The organism is Vibrio sp., from assembly GCF_038138445.1.
Taxonomy (GTDB): Bacteria; Pseudomonadota; Gammaproteobacteria; order Enterobacterales; family Vibrionaceae; genus Vibrio.
The window spans coordinates 157,516-175,319 of record NZ_JAYQDQ010000002.1; the positions used below are offsets into that span (position 1 = coordinate 157,516).

General features: G+C 42.6%; 16 protein-coding genes. 10 read left to right on the top strand and 6 right to left on the bottom strand.

Annotated elements, in window-relative coordinates:
- Nucleotides 1-334: 334 nt before the first annotated feature.
- The gene (gene carA, locus AAFM34_RS01495; RefSeq protein ID WP_341659226.1) at nucleotides 335-1,474 is read left to right on the top strand and encodes a glutamine-hydrolyzing carbamoyl-phosphate synthase small subunit; all 1,140 of its coding nucleotides are present in this window, start codon (nucleotides 335-337) and stop codon (nucleotides 1,472-1,474) included.
- A gap of 16 nt (nucleotides 1,475-1,490) precedes the next feature.
- Nucleotides 1,491-4,721 (top strand): carbamoyl-phosphate synthase large subunit, encoded by a 3,231-nt coding sequence (gene carB, locus AAFM34_RS01500; protein WP_341659228.1) that lies wholly within the window; start codon nucleotides 1,491-1,493, stop codon nucleotides 4,719-4,721.
- A 125-nt stretch (nucleotides 4,722-4,846) separates the two neighbouring features.
- Here carB and AAFM34_RS01505 read toward each other — a convergent pair whose 3' ends face one another.
- From AAFM34_RS01505 to AAFM34_RS01525, 5 genes are all read right to left on the bottom strand, one after another.
- Nucleotides 4,847-5,527 (bottom strand): hypothetical protein, encoded by a 681-nt coding sequence (locus AAFM34_RS01505; RefSeq protein ID WP_341659230.1) that lies wholly within the window; start codon nucleotides 5,525-5,527, stop codon nucleotides 4,847-4,849.
- Between the two features lie 20 nt (nucleotides 5,528-5,547).
- Complete coding sequence (locus AAFM34_RS01510; RefSeq protein WP_341659232.1) at nucleotides 5,548-6,165, bottom strand: hypothetical protein; 618 nt, start codon at nucleotides 6,163-6,165, stop codon at nucleotides 5,548-5,550.
- A gap of 31 nt (nucleotides 6,166-6,196) precedes the next feature.
- Nucleotides 6,197-6,784, bottom strand: a complete 588-nt coding sequence (locus tag AAFM34_RS01515) for a type-2Aa cytolytic delta-endotoxin (RefSeq protein ID WP_114785145.1) — start codon at nucleotides 6,782-6,784, stop codon at nucleotides 6,197-6,199.
- A gap of 62 nt (nucleotides 6,785-6,846) precedes the next feature.
- Complete coding sequence (locus AAFM34_RS01520) at nucleotides 6,847-7,482, bottom strand: delta-endotoxin CytB (protein WP_114785146.1); 636 nt, start codon at nucleotides 7,480-7,482, stop codon at nucleotides 6,847-6,849.
- Nucleotides 7,483-8,286: 804 nt separating this feature from the next.
- The gene (locus AAFM34_RS01525) at nucleotides 8,287-8,985 is read right to left on the bottom strand and encodes a hypothetical protein (RefSeq protein ID WP_341659235.1); all 699 of its coding nucleotides are present in this window, start codon (nucleotides 8,983-8,985) and stop codon (nucleotides 8,287-8,289) included.
- A gap of 337 nt (nucleotides 8,986-9,322) precedes the next feature.
- Here AAFM34_RS01525 and AAFM34_RS01530 point away from each other — a divergent pair, with 337 nt between their 5' ends.
- The 6 genes from AAFM34_RS01530 (at nucleotide 9,323) to AAFM34_RS01555 (ending at nucleotide 13,700) form a co-directional block, all read left to right on the top strand.
- Complete coding sequence (locus AAFM34_RS01530) at nucleotides 9,323-10,279, top strand: MBL fold metallo-hydrolase (RefSeq protein WP_341659237.1); 957 nt, start codon at nucleotides 9,323-9,325, stop codon at nucleotides 10,277-10,279.
- Nucleotides 10,269-10,583, top strand: coding sequence for a hypothetical protein (locus tag AAFM34_RS01535; RefSeq protein WP_341659239.1), 315 nt, complete (start codon nucleotides 10,269-10,271; stop codon nucleotides 10,581-10,583). The genes AAFM34_RS01530 and AAFM34_RS01535 overlap by 11 nt, the downstream gene beginning before the upstream one ends.
- Nucleotides 10,571-11,437: a DUF692 domain-containing protein gene (locus tag AAFM34_RS01540; RefSeq protein ID WP_341659241.1), complete on the top strand. Its 867-nt coding sequence runs from the start codon at nucleotides 10,571-10,573 to the stop codon at nucleotides 11,435-11,437. The genes AAFM34_RS01535 and AAFM34_RS01540 overlap by 13 nt, the downstream gene beginning before the upstream one ends.
- The gene (locus AAFM34_RS01545; RefSeq protein WP_341659243.1) at nucleotides 11,430-12,155 is read left to right on the top strand and encodes a DUF2063 domain-containing protein; all 726 of its coding nucleotides are present in this window, start codon (nucleotides 11,430-11,432) and stop codon (nucleotides 12,153-12,155) included. The genes AAFM34_RS01540 and AAFM34_RS01545 overlap by 8 nt, the downstream gene beginning before the upstream one ends.
- 2 nt (nucleotides 12,156-12,157) lie before the next feature.
- Nucleotides 12,158-12,760: a DoxX family protein gene (locus tag AAFM34_RS01550; RefSeq protein ID WP_341659245.1), complete on the top strand. Its 603-nt coding sequence runs from the start codon at nucleotides 12,158-12,160 to the stop codon at nucleotides 12,758-12,760.
- Nucleotides 12,761-12,920: 160 nt separating this feature from the next.
- Nucleotides 12,921-13,700: a TSUP family transporter gene (locus AAFM34_RS01555; protein ID WP_341659247.1), complete on the top strand. Its 780-nt coding sequence runs from the start codon at nucleotides 12,921-12,923 to the stop codon at nucleotides 13,698-13,700.
- On the opposite strand, the gene AAFM34_RS01560 is transcribed toward AAFM34_RS01555, so the two are convergent.
- Nucleotides 13,651-14,496 (bottom strand): LysR family transcriptional regulator, encoded by an 846-nt coding sequence (locus AAFM34_RS01560; protein ID WP_341659249.1) that lies wholly within the window; start codon nucleotides 14,494-14,496, stop codon nucleotides 13,651-13,653. The two genes, AAFM34_RS01555 and AAFM34_RS01560, sit on opposite strands and share 50 nt — an antisense overlap.
- 385 nt (nucleotides 14,497-14,881) lie before the next feature.
- On the opposite strand from AAFM34_RS01560, the gene AAFM34_RS01565 reads away from it, so the two are divergent.
- Both AAFM34_RS01565 and AAFM34_RS01570 read left to right on the top strand, forming a co-directional pair.
- Nucleotides 14,882-15,331, top strand: coding sequence for a hypothetical protein (locus AAFM34_RS01565; RefSeq protein WP_341659251.1), 450 nt, complete (start codon nucleotides 14,882-14,884; stop codon nucleotides 15,329-15,331).
- A 28-nt stretch (nucleotides 15,332-15,359) separates the two neighbouring features.
- Nucleotides 15,360-17,804, top strand: a 2,445-nt coding sequence (locus AAFM34_RS01570; protein WP_341659253.1) for a DUF4150 domain-containing protein, incomplete at its 3' end; no start/stop codon positions are given.

The following is a 17,804-nucleotide window of genomic DNA, read 5'->3' on the forward strand; positions in this document are numbered from 1 at the left end:
AATAGTCTTTAATTAGGCAGTTTAACGTTTGCGTATTTCCATTGTCTTTTGATGGCATCCTCTTTTACTATCTTACCAAGTAAATTTATACGTTTTGTATTCAATGGCTAAAATTACCGGAGTAAACCTGATGTTTTAGCTGCTACAAGCGCTTATTTGCTTTAACTGTCCTAAAGTCTGAATTAATTTTTATGCTCCTGTTGACACATTTAATCTTCATCATTAGAATGCTGCCAATTTGTCTAAATAACCTGAAATCACTTATTCAAGGTGTAAAGGAAGGCAGATTTGCAGTTTAATTTATAATTTATGCATTTTTATTCTGGAGGTTGTCTTGAGTAAATCAGCACTGTTAGTCCTAGAAGATGGGACAGTGTTCCACGGAGTTTCCATTGGAGCAGATGGTTCATCCGTTGGTGAAGTCGTTTTTAATACCTCGATGACGGGGTACCAAGAAATCCTCACTGATCCTTCCTATTCTCAACAAATCGTCACTCTCACTTACCCACATATAGGCAATACCGGAACCAACTCCGAAGATGAAGAATCCTCTTCTATCCATGCACAAGGCCTTGTGATTCGCGACCTTCCCCTTATCGCTTCTAACTTCCGTAATGAACAAACCCTTTCTGATTACCTTAAGTCACAAAATATCGTAGGTATCGCTGATATCGATACGCGTAAGTTGACTCGTATTCTGCGTGAAAAAGGTGCACAAAACGGTTGTATTGTTGCTGGCAACAATCTAGACGAAGCTTTAGCCTTGGCCAAAGCAAAAGAATTCCCTGGCTTAAAAGGTATGGACCTTGCGAAAGAAGTTACAACGAAAGAAGCGTATCAATGGAAACAAGGTTCGTGGACGCTCGAGGGTGGTCTTCCAGATGCGCAAGACAGCAGCGAGCTCCCATATCACGTTGTTGCCTATGACTTTGGAGCAAAGCGAAACATCTTGCGTATGCTCGTTGACAGAGGCTGCCGCTTAACAGTTGTGCCTGCTGAGACAACAGCAGAAGAAGTGTTGGTACTTAATCCTGACGGTGTATTCCTTTCAAATGGTCCTGGCGACCCTGAGCCATGTACTTATGCGATTGAAGCAACAAAAGCATTTTTAGACAAAGGATTACCAATCTTTGGTATCTGTTTAGGACATCAAATCTTGGCACTTGCATCGGGTGCTAAGACGGTGAAGATGAAATTTGGTCATCATGGCGCAAACCACCCAGTAAAGGATCTTGACCGCAATGTCGTTATGATTACTTCACAAAACCATGGGTTTGCGGCCGATGAAGACAGTTTGCCAGAGAATCTACGTGCTACTCACGTATCCTTGTTTGATGGGGCTCTTCAGGGTATTCATCGCACAGATAAACCAGCATTTAGTTTTCAAGGCCATCCAGAAGCGAGCCCAGGTCCTCACGACGCTGCGCCGTTATTTGATCACTTCATTGAACTTATTAAACAACACAGCGCTTAATTTGGAGTAGTAGAGAATGCCAAAACGTACTGACCTAAAAAGTATTCTAATTCTGGGTGCTGGTCCGATTGTTATCGGGCAAGCATGTGAGTTTGACTACTCTGGTGCTCAAGCGTGTAAAGCGCTTCGCGAAGAGGGATATCGAGTTATTCTGGTTAACTCTAACCCTGCGACGATTATGACTGACCCTGAGATGGCAGACGCTACCTACATTGAACCTATACAGTGGGAAGTGGTGCGTAAGATCATCGAAAAAGAGCGTCCCGATGCGGTTCTTCCTACCATGGGAGGCCAAACGGCTCTTAACTGCGCACTTGATTTAGAAAAACATGGCGTGCTTGAAGAGTTCGGTGTTGAGATGATAGGTGCAACTGCCGATGCGATTGATAAAGCGGAAGACCGTTCTCGTTTTGATAAAGCGATGAAGTCAATCGGCCTTGAATGTCCACGTGCTGATACTGCTAAGACTATGGAAGAAGCTTATCGCGTTCTTGATATGGTCGGTTTCCCATGTATTATTCGCCCTTCATTCACTATGGGTGGTACTGGTGGTGGTATTGCGTACAATAAAGAAGAATTTGAAGAAATTTGTCGCCGCGGTTTAGATCTTTCTCCCACTAATGAATTGCTTATCGATGAGTCTTTAATTGGCTGGAAAGAGTACGAAATGGAAGTGGTTCGCGATAAAGCGGACAACTGTATCATCGTTTGTTCGATTGAAAACTTCGATCCAATGGGTATTCACACTGGCGACTCGATCACAGTGGCTCCAGCACAAACATTGACGGATAAAGAATACCAATTGATGCGTAACGCCTCGCTTGCGGTACTGCGTGAAATTGGTGTTGAAACGGGTGGCTCAAACGTTCAGTTTGGTATTAACCCGAAAGATGGCCGCATGGTTATCATTGAGATGAACCCTCGCGTGTCACGTTCGTCAGCTCTAGCATCAAAAGCAACCGGTTTCCCTATTGCTAAAATCGCGGCCAAACTGGCGGTCGGTTTTACTCTTGATGAGCTACAAAATGATATAACAGGTGGTGCAACACCAGCATCATTTGAACCTACCATCGACTACGTTGTGACTAAGATCCCGCGCTTTAACTTTGAAAAATTTGCCGGTGCGAATGATCGCCTTACGACTCAGATGAAATCAGTGGGTGAGGTTATGGCGATTGGCCGTAATCAGCAAGAATCGTTGCAAAAAGCATTACGTGGCCTTGAAGTTGGTGCAAACGGCTTTGATGAAATGGTTGATCTCGATGCGCCAGACGCGCTAACAAAGATTCGCCATGAACTAAAAGAAGCAGGTGCTGAACGTATTTGGTATATTGCTGATGCGTTCCGTGCAGGCATGTCAGTCGACGGTGTGTTTAACCTTACTCAGATTGATCGCTGGTTCTTGGTGCAAATCGAGGAACTCATCAAGCTTGAAAATGAGGTTAAAGCAGGTGGCTTCGCCGGCCTGACTCAAGATGTGTTGCGCAAGATGAAGCGTAAAGGTTTCTCTGATGCTCGCCTGTCTTCAATCCTTGGCGTATCTGAGAATGAAATTCGTCGTCTACGTGACCAGTATGACATTCACCCAGTCTACAAACGTGTTGATACTTGTGCGGCTGAGTTCTCATCTGATACTGCTTACATGTACTCATCTTACGATGAAGAGTGTGAAGCGCAGCCAACCGACAGAGACAAAATCATGGTTCTGGGCGGCGGTCCAAACCGTATTGGTCAAGGTATCGAATTTGATTACTGTTGTGTACACGCTTCACTTGCACTGCGTGAAGATGGTTACGAAACTATCATGGTTAACTGTAACCCTGAGACGGTTTCTACCGACTATGATACGTCGGATCGTCTTTACTTTGAGCCTGTAACGTTAGAAGACGTACTTTCTATCGTGCGCGTTGAAAAGCCAAAAGGTGTGATTGTTCAATACGGTGGTCAAACACCACTGAAACTGGCTCGTGCGCTAGAAGCTGCTGGTGTACCTATTATTGGTACTAGCCCAGATGCGATTGACCGAGCAGAAGACCGAGAGCGCTTCCAAGCCGCTGTTGACCGTCTTGGCCTTCTACAGCCTGAGAACGCGACAGTAACAACTATCGAGCAAGCAGTTGATAAGTCAAAAGAGATTGGTTTCCCACTGGTTGTACGTCCATCATACGTACTTGGTGGTCGTGCGATGGAAATCGTATACGATGAGCAAGACCTGCGTCGCTACTTCAACGAAGCAGTTAGCGTATCAAACGAGTCGCCAGTACTTCTTGACCGTTTCCTAGATGACGCAACTGAAGTGGATATCGATGCTATCTGTGACGGTGAGAGAGTGGTGATCGGCGGTATCATGGAGCACATCGAGCAAGCAGGTGTTCACTCGGGTGACTCTGCATGTTCACTTCCTGCTTACACGCTAAGTCAAGAAATCCAAGACAAGATGCGCGAGCAAGTTGAGAAACTCGCATTTGAACTTGGTGTACGTGGTCTGATGAACACTCAGTTTGCGGTGAAAGACAACGAAGTTTACTTAATCGAAGTGAACCCTCGTGCCGCACGTACCGTACCGTTTGTTTCTAAAGCAACAGGTGCGCCGCTAGCGAAAATCGCTGCACGTGTAATGGCAGGTCAATCTCTAGATTCTCAGGGCTTTACCAAAGAGATCATCCCACCTTACTACTCAGTGAAAGAGGTTGTATTACCGTTCAACAAGTTCCCTGGTGTTGACCCACTATTAGGCCCAGAAATGCGCTCTACTGGTGAAGTTATGGGTGTGGGTGCAACCTTCGCAGAAGCTTACGCGAAAGCGGAACTAGGTTGTGGCAATGTTTACCCAGAAGGCGGCCGCGCACTACTGTCTGTTCGAGAAGGAGACAAGCAACGTGTTGTTGATCTCGCCTCTAAACTGACCAAATTGGGCTACCAGTTAGATGCGACTCATGGCACAGCGATCATCCTAGGTGAAGCAGGGATCAATCCTCGTCTTGTTAATAAGGTACATGAAGGTCGTCCACACATCCTAGACCGTATCAAGAACAACGAGTATACCTATATCGTGAATACGACGGCAGGTCGTCAGTCGATTGAAGATTCAAAAGTTCTTCGTCGCGGTGCCCTAGCAGAAAAAGTGAATTACACGACAACCCTCAATGCGGCATTTGCCACTTGTATGTCACATATGGCAGATGCCTGCGCGTCAGTGACTTCTGTACAAGAGTTACATGCAAAAGTAGCGAAAAGCCAAGCTTAAGTAGATAAGCTTTAAGCTGCATAGTGACTAAAAAGCCTGCTTATTTAAGCAGGCTTTTTAGTTGAGAAAACAGCTTATCTACTAGGTAGCGTCAAGCTTTTGAAGTTTCACTGTTCCATTACACATTATTGGTTGGGAGAATAGCCCAAAGGTTGAGTACCTTTTAGTCCGTTGAGTGCTACTGAATAGTGAGCACTGGATGATATGGTGATGAATAAAATCTTTTCTTTACTAATACTGGCTTGTATATAAAACCCAAGCGGCACGAAAACCAGTACATCATCTTCCTGAATCGCGAGCAGCATAGTGTAGTAGTAAGAGGACTTATTGGCAGATTCGCTGGACCAAAATATCCAAGCGCTGCTTTCGTGTCGGTAAAGGTTTACAAACCCATCAGACACGATATCCATAATTTTCGCTTTTAGATTAGCTGGAAAGGTGCCGCCGACCACTTCATCAAGCTGTACTTCAAGTTTTGAAATTGCACCTTGAGGAGAATCACTCGATATTACAGGCTGGATCGTCCTTTCGATATGGATGTTATTCTCTTGTGCTAATTGTTCAGCTTTAGAAACATTAAACTCCAATGATGAATTGAGCGCCTGTTGAAATACTCGAGTTGCCGCTATTGCTTGGCTGATGTATTCAGGCTCCAAAGAAAATAGCGTTTTGAATTTCAGATCTTGTTGATCGTCTGTTGCCAAAACCCTTGAATTTGGAGCTAAAGCATCGTTTTTTAAAATTGAGTCACCCAGTACAACGGGGCTATTTACTGGAGTAACCTTGACATCTCTGGTGATGTACATATTGGCTTACCTCTATGAAATTAGCTAAGTTGTCTGACTGCCTGCAGTCCTTTCAGTTTGATGTCTATCTTATCACTGTCTATCGTCAGCGCGTCCGGTTTATCTGGCTGACTAAAAATGCTGTGGCTGTTATTTTCTATCTCAACTTCTATTGAAAGTAGGCTGAGAGCCATAAGAGGGCCTGTGCGATCGCTTTGAGAAATAACGAGGAAATTGTACTGATAGTGGGCATGATTACCCTGATTTGTTTCAGTTTCTGAATAGCCAAACCAAGGTTGATCCTTTTGTTTATCGAGATCGCAAAATGCATGGGCTACTATGGTTTGGAGTCTCTGCTTATCGAAAATACCGAATGAATCTTGTGCAGTCAGTTGGCCTGCTATGTCTGAAGTAAGCATAGATAGGGCTTGATATTGTTTGTTTAGTTCTACGTTTAATGTTGCAATTATTGCCAACCCAGGCTCTGCTTTGATTTGTGCTTTGGCCAGTTCAAAGTCAATAATGCGGTTTTCATTTGAACAGTCAGTAAAGAGTTTGGATAGCTCATATGCTTGAGTCAGATATCGCTCATCCTCTACTTCTAAAAATACCTGATAAGGTAACTCTTTTTGTTTACAGGGCACGATTTCAATATTCATAAGTAACCTCTTAGAAGATGTAAGGTTTATATCAGCGTTCTAATGCTTCGGCTATGACCATACTTTTAAAGTTCATGGTTTGTGTGACTTTTGAACCTGCCACCAAAGACAATACGTTACTATCAGAGGACTTTAAGTGAATGTCGACGGATGTAAGTTGGCCAACCATAGTGGCACCTGTCGACTGATTTTGCACAATGTTAAACATATTGTACTGGTAGGACACTTCTTTTTCACTTTGACCAAATATCACAAAGTAACCGCCATTTTTCTGAGCATTGAGATCTAAAAAAGCTCGCGCAGCCATACCAAATGCAGCCCAATTTTCAGTCACCGCTCCTTGAACCATACCGATCAAATTTTGTAATTGATCTATCGCGACCCATGCTTGCATTGTTTGGGCGGTTTCGGCAACCGTCTTTGTGCCAACAACTGCCATGGTTTTATGGCTTTTAGCAATAGTAAGAGCTTGGTCAAAATCTATACCTTGTGTTGCGGTGTGCAGATTGTCAAAGGCACTTAACATATTTACCGCTTGGTCTAGATGTTCGAGATTGATGTTTAAGATGGGGCTAAAAATATCAGTTTTAATATCCGGTGCTATGGTTACCGATTCCATGACCTTTCCTTAGTTGATTATATTGCGAAGTAGGAGGTGGTAAATGGCCACCTCCGAGGTTTTTATGCCTGTAGCGCTTCAACGACAGTGATTGACTTAACGTTCACAGAGTAGTTGTGCTTATCTTTGGTTGTAATCCAAAGTACTTTCTCTTTGTCGACATCAACAGTGATGGTTAAGCCAATTGGAGCGGCTGCCATAACCGAGCCTGTATCTTTATTGGCCACAGCGAATAAGATGTTGTAGGTGTAGGTGGTCTTGTGCTCGCTTTCCTTACTCCAGAAAATCCAAGAACTTTCTTTTTGCTCATTGAGGTTCGTAAAGCCTTGCTCAATCGTATTTTTGAATTTTTCATAGGTTGGCGTTTCTTTGTCTAGGTAAACACCCACAACAGTATCAAGCAGGTTCATGACATCATCGACCATGGCCGATACTTGATTATCTTGCTTTACGATTGACTGGTTTATTGTGCCAGTGACCGCCATTTCTTTGTGCTCTTTGACAAGCTGTAGTGCTTGGTCAAAGTTAAACTCTAACGTGTCACCATTGATAGCGTCTTGAAAAACTTGTGCCATTTCAATTGCCTGATGAACATTCTCTGCTGGAACTTGAAACAGAGTATTGAAGTTAAGCTTGCTTTCACCTGCCTTTTTGATTACATCGTTACTGTCTAGAACGACAACGCTATCAAAAGTCATAATCTGATCTCCATGCTGTATTGGTTGGGAGTAAAGTTCATCCCAAGGTCTATATGCAGATAGTCTCATATGCAGGTTTGGTGTTTCATAATTGCGACACCATTCACACAGTAAATGGCTTGTTATGCGAATATGTTTTTTAAATTATTGATTAGTATTAATTTTACGATTGTTGAATCAATAGTGACCTGTACTGCGGATTTAGAGGGTTTGATTGATAGTATTCATTTATCTAAGACGATTAACAAATAATTATGTTGTTAATAAAAGGTCTGTTTTAAGTTCGGTTTTTTATTTTGCAGATAAACACCTAAGGCATAGAGTGGGGCAAGCGAAATAAATGGGAAATAGATATAGATATCAGGTTCATTAAAATGAGCCGTAAAGCTATCAGTAGATACATATAACATATAGGTTGAAAATATATTGATTAGGCAGAATAAATAGAGAAAGTTATGGTTTACTGTAAATTTTTCCAACAGGTAACAGCTTATTACACCAGACAATATGTAGAATATAGCGGTAACAATACAATCGATCGTCCAAAAGTAGCGATCTCCAATACCTATATACTGACACATAAAGAAAATTGTCAAGGTCATTCCTAAAGGCATAACTATTGTAGTAAAAAGGTTGGCTATCGAGATGAGAAAAATTTTAAAAGACATTGTTTTTATAGGTTTTATTTTTAGTCTTTATTATTGTTATCTATTTTATGTTGTCAATAGGGAAAGCAATATAGCCGACTACAAGTTTATTTTTTATAAAGAAGCGTTAAATTAATAACGCTCCTTTAATTATTTATTATTTAAAAATACAAGTGGTTCTAGTAAAAGCATCATCAAATGTTTGGTAAACCAATCCATTATCTAAATGATCGGATATATGTCCGTCATAGCCCATACTTGACCACTCATCTTGGTTTCTAAATAGCTTGTATGACATATCTTGATCTGATGTATACCAACCAGATTGATTTAAAGAAAAGCTTCCCCACTCTGAAAATAAATAACCAAACATTCTTGCGGTTGGGAAGAGTGCAATATCCTCAATCTTGGGTAAGCTGCCACCTAGTTTACTACAGTATTGCTCAGACTGAGAAAAGGTTCGGATCACATTGTCGGGTGTAGAGAAAAAACTTGGATTAAAAGAATAAGTGAAGCTTGAGCCTACAGAGTCAGAGATGAGCAATTTGATTTTTCCTTTCTCTCTAATGGTTAGGACATCTTCTTTAATATCTACATTACCTTCTGTTACTTCGACAGAGTAAGGTGCTACGCCGCCTATCATATTAAGCTTCATGGTTGCACCACTATAAGCGGTTTTAGGCAAGCCCGAAGTCGCGCCATTCAGAGCAAGTTCTTTTCTCATTGGAGTACCATAGCTCATCGTAATGGATTCAATGGATGGGGTGTTTTCATCTTTTGGTTGATAAAGCGCATTATCAGCGAAACACAGTTGGCTTGAAGCCAGTAAAGAGAAAACTAACGCTGTTTTTTTCATCGCAGGATTATCCTTTATGTTATTGGGTTATCAAGGCTTTTACATTTCGGATAATAGTGATTTAGTTCCCACTTGCTAGAAGAAGCAGCGAAAGCTTTGGCTCCATTCCATGCAATCAGTTTTGTATCTAGATGCTAGTCACTCAATATATTCTCTTTTGTTCAGTTTATCTAAACGATAATTAAGAATATCTAGATATTCTTAACTTTAATTATTAGATATCTTAGTTGAGTACTTTGACGGACATCAAAAACAGCTCGTTTTTCCTGCCCTTGTTGCTTCTTTGGCTGCTTACCCAAAGAAGAGAAATGATAAATGTCACTCATAGGTATCTGATATGAAAAAGCCTTTAAAAGCCTTGATACTGGCTATGGGGTTATCTCTTGGTTCAGTGAATAGTTACGCTCTTTCTCTAGAACCGCTCGATAAAAATTTTACTCTTCAACTGCTTGGATCTGGGGGACCTATTTCCGACGACCTTCGCGCTTCTTCCGGTGAACTTATCTGGTGGAAGGGAAAGTCACAAGTGATGATAGATGCTGGTGGCGGAGTTTACCTAAGGTTTGGTCAAGCTGGCGGTAAGCTTGAGGATCTCGATTTTCTCGGTCTAACTCATTTTCACACCGATCACGTTGCTGATGTACCAGCACTGCTTAAAGGTGGTTACTTTTTTGATCGCCAAGATCCTTTAGATATTGCTGGGCCTGAAGCCGGTTCTGCTTTTCCTAGTATGACTGGTTATATGAAAGCATTGTTCGATGGTGATAAAGGTGCTTACGCCTATCTCAATGGTTTGTTTGATGGTAGTGATGGCTTATTTCCTGTCACTATCACAGACGTACCCTACAAATCTTCACACGGAACCAAAGTTTACCAGCAAGATGGACTGACTATCTATGCGCTCGGCATTCCCCATGGTGATGTTCCTTGCCTAGCTTACCGTATTGAAAGCGAAGAGGGCGTGATGGTGATTTCCGCCGATCAAAATGGCAGTAATTCAGGTTTTGTCGAGTTTGCTAAAGGGGCTGATATTCTTTTGATGCCTTTAGCTATTCACGAACAAGCCGATGAAGTGTCGTCATTTTTGCATGCTAAGCCCTCAATCGTTGGCAAAATCGCCGCACAAGTTAACCCCAAACTTTTGGTCCTCAATCATTGGATGGGGCTAGGTCTTAAGCTCAAACCTGAATCGATCGAGATAGTGAAACAGTATTACAAAGGTCAGGTGATTGCTGGGCACGATTTATCTAGTTATCCCATGAGCGCTGCTAAGGAGTTATCCAATGAACAATAAACTCGTTCTATCTATTGCAATGACATCGGTTATTACTCTCAACTCAGGTATGGCTTTTGCTGATACTTCGCCGGAAGCTCCGGTTGAAGCCCAATCTAAATCAGAGCATGGCGGGAAATGTGCAGCGGGTAAATGTGGCACCGAAAAACGCTTTGAAAAGCAAGAATTAACAAGTAACCCACAAGGCCGCTTAGTGCGAGCCCGTGACGGTAAATGTGGTGTGACGGGAGAGGGGATTGATCCTTCTTCTGAAACCATCAAGTTAACTCAAAGCAAAATCACAGGTGGGATATGCGGACAATAACCAATACGTCAAAAGGATTAGGGCTGCGCAGTGAACATATTGATTTGCTGTGTCAGCTACCTGAACATCCTGATATTGATTTCCTTGAATTGGCGCCAGAGAATTGGATGAATATCGGCGGTTTGAAGCGCGAACAGTTGCAAGATATTGCGAAAAAATACCCTTTGGTTGCTCATGGGCTCAGCTTATCTATTGGCGATTGCCAGACTTTAAATGAACCTTTTATAAGAGATGTCGCGAATTTTCTCGATGAGTTTAATATCGAAATATACAGCGAGCATTTGAGTTTTTCTAGAGACAGTCAAGGCTATTTGTATGAGTTGCTGCCTATACCGAGACAAAAAGATAATATTGCCTATTTAGTTGAACGTATTCAGCGGGTCCAAGATTTAGTTCAGCGGCCGATTGCGCTGGAAAATATCTCTTATTACCACAGTTATAGTAACGAAATGCCCGAAGGAGAGTTTATCGCTGAGATCTGCGATAAAAGTGGCTGTGAGCTGTTGCTGGATATCAACAATGTGTTTGTAAACAGTCACAATCATGGTTATTGCCCTTACAACATGCTCAATAGCTTACCAAGTGAGGCAATACGTTATTGCCATATTGCTGGTCATCTTAAAGAAAAAGATGGTTTTTTGCTCGATACGCATGGAGCGCCAGTTCCTGATCAAGTATTGGATTTAGCTCGCTACACCTATGTTGTTCACGGTAGTAAACCTTTGCTTTTAGAGCGGGATCAAAATATGCCATCCCTGCTGGTACTCGCTGAGGAATTGCGCAGTATTCATGGCGAAATACAGGAATTTGGTCAAACGCTCGAAGGGCTGTGTAAGGGGGTAGTTAATGCTTAATCCTCCTAGCCAAATGCTGGCTCAAACCGAACGTTTATCGGCAATGATACGTTTGCCAAACGAGCAAAGAGACGACTGTCGATACAGCGAATTCATTCGCGATAATGTTTTTGGTGTGGTGACTAACACCTTCCCACTTTTTTCAGCGCAATTTTCTCATCTACAACTTGAGCAAATGATTAATAGCTTTGTGGCTAAACATGCTGCCTTTGAGGCCGAGTTTCACCAAATAGCAAGCGAATTTGTACAGTTTGTGCAGAAAAATGAAGGTGCCAGTTCGGGAGCTGTATCATTGCAACATTTAGCCTTGCTTGAATATGAATGGGTTTCTTTTTGTGTAGAGATCGACACTGTAAGCGACAATTTTGCTGAGTTTTCTCGAAAAGAAGTAACAGAAAGCGACAGCTTACAAATCAATCCAACCTTAAAACTCACTCAAGTCCCTTTCTTACTTCATCAAGACTCAGTGACATTTTTAACCACTGACCGTCATAGTGTGTTTTACGGCATATTTCGTAACCAAGAGCAGTATGTTGCTTCTCAAAGGTTAAGGGATATAGATATCGCTCTGATTCAAATGCTGATAGAGCTACCTGATTTAACATCAGGTCAACTACAGCAAAGGGTTAATCAGAGCAACATCAGCTTTAACCTGATGGAGTGGGTGCAACATTTTAGTGAATTAGGACTTATTAAGGTCCAATTTTCAGGAGAATAATTATGATTAAGTCAGCTCTTAATTGGTTCGATGGCTTAGTGGAAAAGTGTCAAAGGTATGATTATCTGGCCTTACTTGCTATTCGTCTTTATCTTATCCCGGTTATCTTTGTTGGCGCTCGCTCTAAAGTTCTGGGATTCTCGGGCACAGTTGCTTGGTTTGGTGCTTCTGCGGCTGATGGTGGTTTAAACCTTCCTTTTCCTGAGTTTCTGGCATTTCTTGCTGCCGCGACTGAAGTGGTCGGGTGTATTTGTATTGCTTTGGGCCTTTTTACCAGAGTGATGGCCATTCCTATGATCTTTTTGATGAGTGTTGCCAGCGCCATGGTGCATTGGAAACATGGTTGGGACGCCATTGCTACTAGCAGTATGGAAGCAAGTGTACGGCTGAACGGGTTTATTGAATGGCTAGCTGCTAACTTTCCCGGTCGATACAACTATATTACAGAACTTGGCGATCCTGTGATGCTCAATAATGGGATGGAGTTTGCCGCAATCTATTTTGTTATGTTGATGGTGCTGTTTTTCTACGGTGGCGGCCGATATGTGAGCCTAGATTACTGGTTACGCAAACCATTTAACACTAATCCAGTTAAAGTTTCCTAATTGGCTCTCTGGTTTAAGAGCACACCCGCTGTCTTAAACTGGAAGGTTAATATTTTAAAATCATGAAAAAAAGGAATAGGTTAATATCTAAGCTTTCCTTAAGTGAGTCTAAAATAGAGTGGTATGTTTATTGTCAATTATTGATTAACAAGCTCTCGATATGGACATCTCATTTGAAATATTAGCCTTACTTTTCTTTGTCGCCACTGCGGCTGGTTTTATTGATGCTATGGCTGGCGGGGGAGGACTACTCACCTTGCCGGCTTTGCTTGCAGTCGGCGTTCCACCGACTCAGGCACTGGCGACCAATAAACTGCAAAGCTCATTTGGCAGTTTCTCAGCGAGTTGGTACTTTGTTCGCAACGGTATTGTGAGCCTCAAAGAAATGCGCCTTGCTATTGGCTGTACCTTTATAGGCGCTGCAATTGGCGCTGAAGCTGTACAGTATGTTGATGCAGGTATTCTGACCAGTTTAATTCCCATTTTACTCTTGGCTATTTCCTTGTACTTCCTGTTCATGCCTAAAGCTAAAGCACACTCGGGTGAAGCAAAGATATCAGAGGCGATGTTTGCCTTATGTGTGGGTGGCGGAGTGGGTTTTTATGATGGATTTTTTGGCCCCGGGACGGGTTCCATCTTTACCGTATGTTTCGTGGTGATTGGGCAATTTTCTTTGGTGGCGGCGACTGCTCGAACTAAGGTTCTTAACTTTACCTCTAATATTGCTGCGCTGCTGTTTTTCATTATTGCTGGCCTGCCTATTTGGCAACTTGGTTTAGTCATGGCCGTTGGCGGTTTTATCGGGGCGCGTCTTGGTGCGAAAGTGGTGGTAACAAAAGGGCAAAAATGGATTCGACCTTTGGTGATCACTATGTCCATGGTGATGGCACTTAAACTGCTTTGGCAACAGCATCACCAATGGTTGCTATCAATGTTTTAACTCTGGGTGATTGATACACGTTTTGTCTGACACAAATATGGATAGGACGAATAAGATGCGCCAGTTCAGTAAAACGAAAACAGTACTTTTCTGAGATGCTTAAGGTTTTGATAATGGAGTTAGATATAAGCGCGGGCGCGGTTCCACCCAGAGCAAGCTGAGCAGCGGCCGTATAAGCGTCCATTTCCATAATTGGTGTGATATTGAACTTATCGAGGGTTTGTCGCTGATAACTATTGGATGGATTGGTTAAGTCATTGGTAATGATACTGTCGGGCAGTTTATTTAGCGGTTTATTATACACTATCGCAAAAGGCTCATCAGCTAAGTGGAATGTGAGTAGGCCATGATGGGTGGGCATTAATCCAGCGCATAGGCCTAATGTGGCTTTACCCGATTTGACATGTTCCACAATTCGCGGTGTGTGATTGGTAGTGATGGTCAAAAAGGCATCGTGTTTTAAGTAATCCGCGATGGTTTTACCAAGATATCCTGCAATCAGAGACTTGGAACTATCTAGAGTTATCCATGAAGTATCTTGCAGCGTTTGCTGTTCATAAATAAGGCCGCGCAGCTCGTTAAATGAAGGGCCAATGCTGTCGATCAAAGCTTGTCCATCTGCGGTGAGCTTTATTGAACGGCCGTCAGGCTCAATCAGCTTTTTATCCAGCTTCTTTTCTAAATTGGCAATCCGCTTACTAACTGCTGATTGGCTGATATACAGCAAACTTCCCGTACGACTCATGGTTTTGGCTTTGCTCAAAACCAGCAAAGTTTCAATACCTTCAAGTAACATAACTAATGTTGAAAAATAGGAATGAATAACTCAATGTAGCCCAATTAGACTGAGATTGATAGTAAAGCCTTAAACCGTCTGTTCTGAATAAAGTAACTTTTGTAGCACTTTGGTCTTTAAATAGATTCTATGAATTATTCCATTGTTATTCTTAATAATTATTTATTGTGATTTTTATCACAATAAATAAAGGTTTTTTGACTGCTCATTTAGGTAAAAACACTAGTTAGATCGGCGTTATTTTTATCTTGTTGTATTTTTATCTGTAATTTTTTATTTGTGGCTAGTTAATGCGTCGGAAATGTTTGCTTTAAGCTTGGTGTGCTGTTCTTTTGACCGCTGGTATATTGGCCAAATGATTCAAGTTTGATATGGAACGTTAGCAATGGCATCACAAGCATCATCGAGTAAACGAATTATCGCTCGTTTTGGGCACATCAAAAGCATCCACTCTGATAACAATCATCTAATCATCGATTTTGAAGGCAACCCGAGTCAAGAGCCTGTGCTTGCCCCCATAGGTAGGCCTTTTACTCGTGCTCAAATCAATATGGCAATAGATAACCAACTCGATTGCCGAATTGAATTTATGGAAGGCGATCTATCGGCCCCTATTGTCAGGGATATCTATTTCTCATTGATGGCAAAAGATGAGTTAATTATCAGTGCTGAACGCGTAATACTCGAAGGCAAAGAAGAAGTCGTCATAGGCTCTGGTTCAGCCAAAACTAAACTCAGTGGAAACGATGGTCGCATTACCACTGAAGCCGACTATATAACCAGCAATGCCCAGAAATCGAACAAGATCCAAGGCGAAAAAGTCACCTTAAATTAGGTCGGTTTAAGCTAATCAAGGAGTAATCATGTCTGTTACTATCAATGCAAACGGACTAAGTATTGTTCATAAGGGCTCTGGGGGGGAGGCAAATGCAACCTTACCTGATGTCTGTTTGACGACCATAGGGCCTGCTGTTGTACCTATCCCATATGGCAACAATGCCAAATCAGCGGATTTGGTTGATGGCACAACCACAGTCACCGCAGATGGTGGTAACAGCATTGCACTCAAAGGCAGTAAGTTTGCCAAAAGTACTGGTGATGCTGACGGCGATCAAAAAGGTGTCTCTTCTGGCACCATAGAGTCAGAAGCTGAATTTATTTCTGCCTCGCCTAATGTCTTTATCGAAGGTAAAGGTGTTGCTCGCTTGTCTGATCAAATGACGATGAACAAAGCCAACACCATGTGTTTGGGCGGTGTGCAAAACCCGCCTGTGACGGTAACTGAGGAAGACGAAGGTACCTATACCGTTTATGTAAAAGCCCGATACCCAGATGGCATTTTGTTAAAAAATGCCGAATTTATCATCACCAAGCCCTCGGGAATGCCTGTGTCTGCTGGCGCTTTTGATATGGAGGGCAAAAGTAAGGTGTCAGGGTTAAAACCTGGGCAAATAAAAATTGTTGCTCAAGAAAGTGTTAACGATTATACCGTTCGACCCGTTCGGATTAATAATCCTTATTATCTTCCTTCTTTCCTAGACGATGAATTTTTTGATTCAGTCTCTAAAAGCCAGCAACTATTTTGGCATCCGAATCGCGTCGCGCCTCCTGTGGAAGGCTGGGGCACCATGGGCAAAAGTCTCACCGCTGATCGCTACTTTGCTGAGATGGTGAAAGCGGAAACTCAATCTCATTTTGCGCTGCGCCATCCTGATTTTAAATATACTCTCTTGGCTGAGTCTTTAGTGGCGGGCATCGAGAGTTTGGCCGAAGAAAGCTATGACGCTCTATTAGTACAGGCTCTGCCTATGGTGGTAGAAGAAGGTGAACTCTTGTCTGTGCTGTTTCGTTTACCTAAGCATGAAACTACAGATCGTATGTTGGCGTACATGCGCGCAAGGGGTAAAGGTAACCCGCAAACCTTCCTTAACGATTATCCGTGGCAGCAAACCAAAAACCTACTTAATAGCGAGATTGAGAGCTTGCTTGGCAAGGTAAAAAGTCGCATCGAGTCGCTGCAACAAGAAGCCAGCCGCCTCAACTATGTCTATCTTTCCGCCGATATTTACGCCAAACACATCAAAACCATAGACACCTACACCAAGGCATTATCGGATAAATTGGCGCAAGCTTTTACTCGCTTAGAAGATAAGTCGCAGCAATTGATGAGCAATACTTTAGGCGTGTCTGTCATTCAAGCAGCCGACAATATTTATTCTGCTGAAGCGGGCACCATAGAAGTCGTGGTCAATACCCTGCCCAAAATCGACCTTGAGGAGCAGAAGTGGATTAAAGTACGGGCAATATATTCAGACCGTTGGCAAACACCGATTTATGCGCAAAATCTAACAGTGACGACCAATTCTGTATTGCATGAAGAAAATGTTGCGCTAAATGCGTTACCTGCTCGTAGTACCGAGTCCGAGAGTATTGACTTGGCCAATGAAACCCAACAAATTGAAGGCGGTGTGGCGGTATTTAACACTCTAAAGCCCAATACCAATACCGTCACCGTTGAATTTGTTGGTGAACCGGGTATAGAAAAGCAGATCAGTAATATTCAAGAAAGCGTAGAGGCCAGTCTAGATGGTGCCTACAACGCACTGGTCGATGATATGCAAGGTTTTCGACAGCAATGGGATGAAAAGGGTTATTGGACTCTAGGTGATGGCGTGATTGATGGCGCTAAAGCTTGGGGAGCGGATATCGTTGATATGCTATCGCCCAGTTTTTGGGGGGATGCCGCCGACACCATTTCAGACTTGTCTTCTTCAGCCATAGATAAGCTGGCGATTTATTCGGCCGATAAATTCAATACTATCACTAAGGCAATGCTTAATGAAAAGGGGCAGCTTAACAATCCAACTTGGGTATTAGAAACCTTAGGCAGAGAGTTTGACTCATTCCAAGACAGTGTTTTCCAATCGGTCGATGAGGCCATTGAAGAAGTGGGTCAGTTATATGCTGAAAGCCAAGATGTGGTGCGAAAGTTAGAATGTATTGCTAAACATCGCCAGACAATTCTAGCGCTGCCGCAGAAAATTTCTGATGGTGATGTCGATGCGGTTCAAACATTTGTTGATACCGTATTAATGGAGCTTGATCCTGAGTGGGCGATGGAAGTTAAGGGACATGAGCAATTTCCAAGAGCCATGGCCATTATTGAAGACCACGATACGATTCTCACTTATGTAACCTACCTGTCTTTAATGCTAGAGGCTATTCCGCCCAATTTCTATTTCTACTACGGCGGCAAAGCACTGAGGGATCCCCTCATAAATCCGCCAGTGCATAGCCATCTTTTAAGA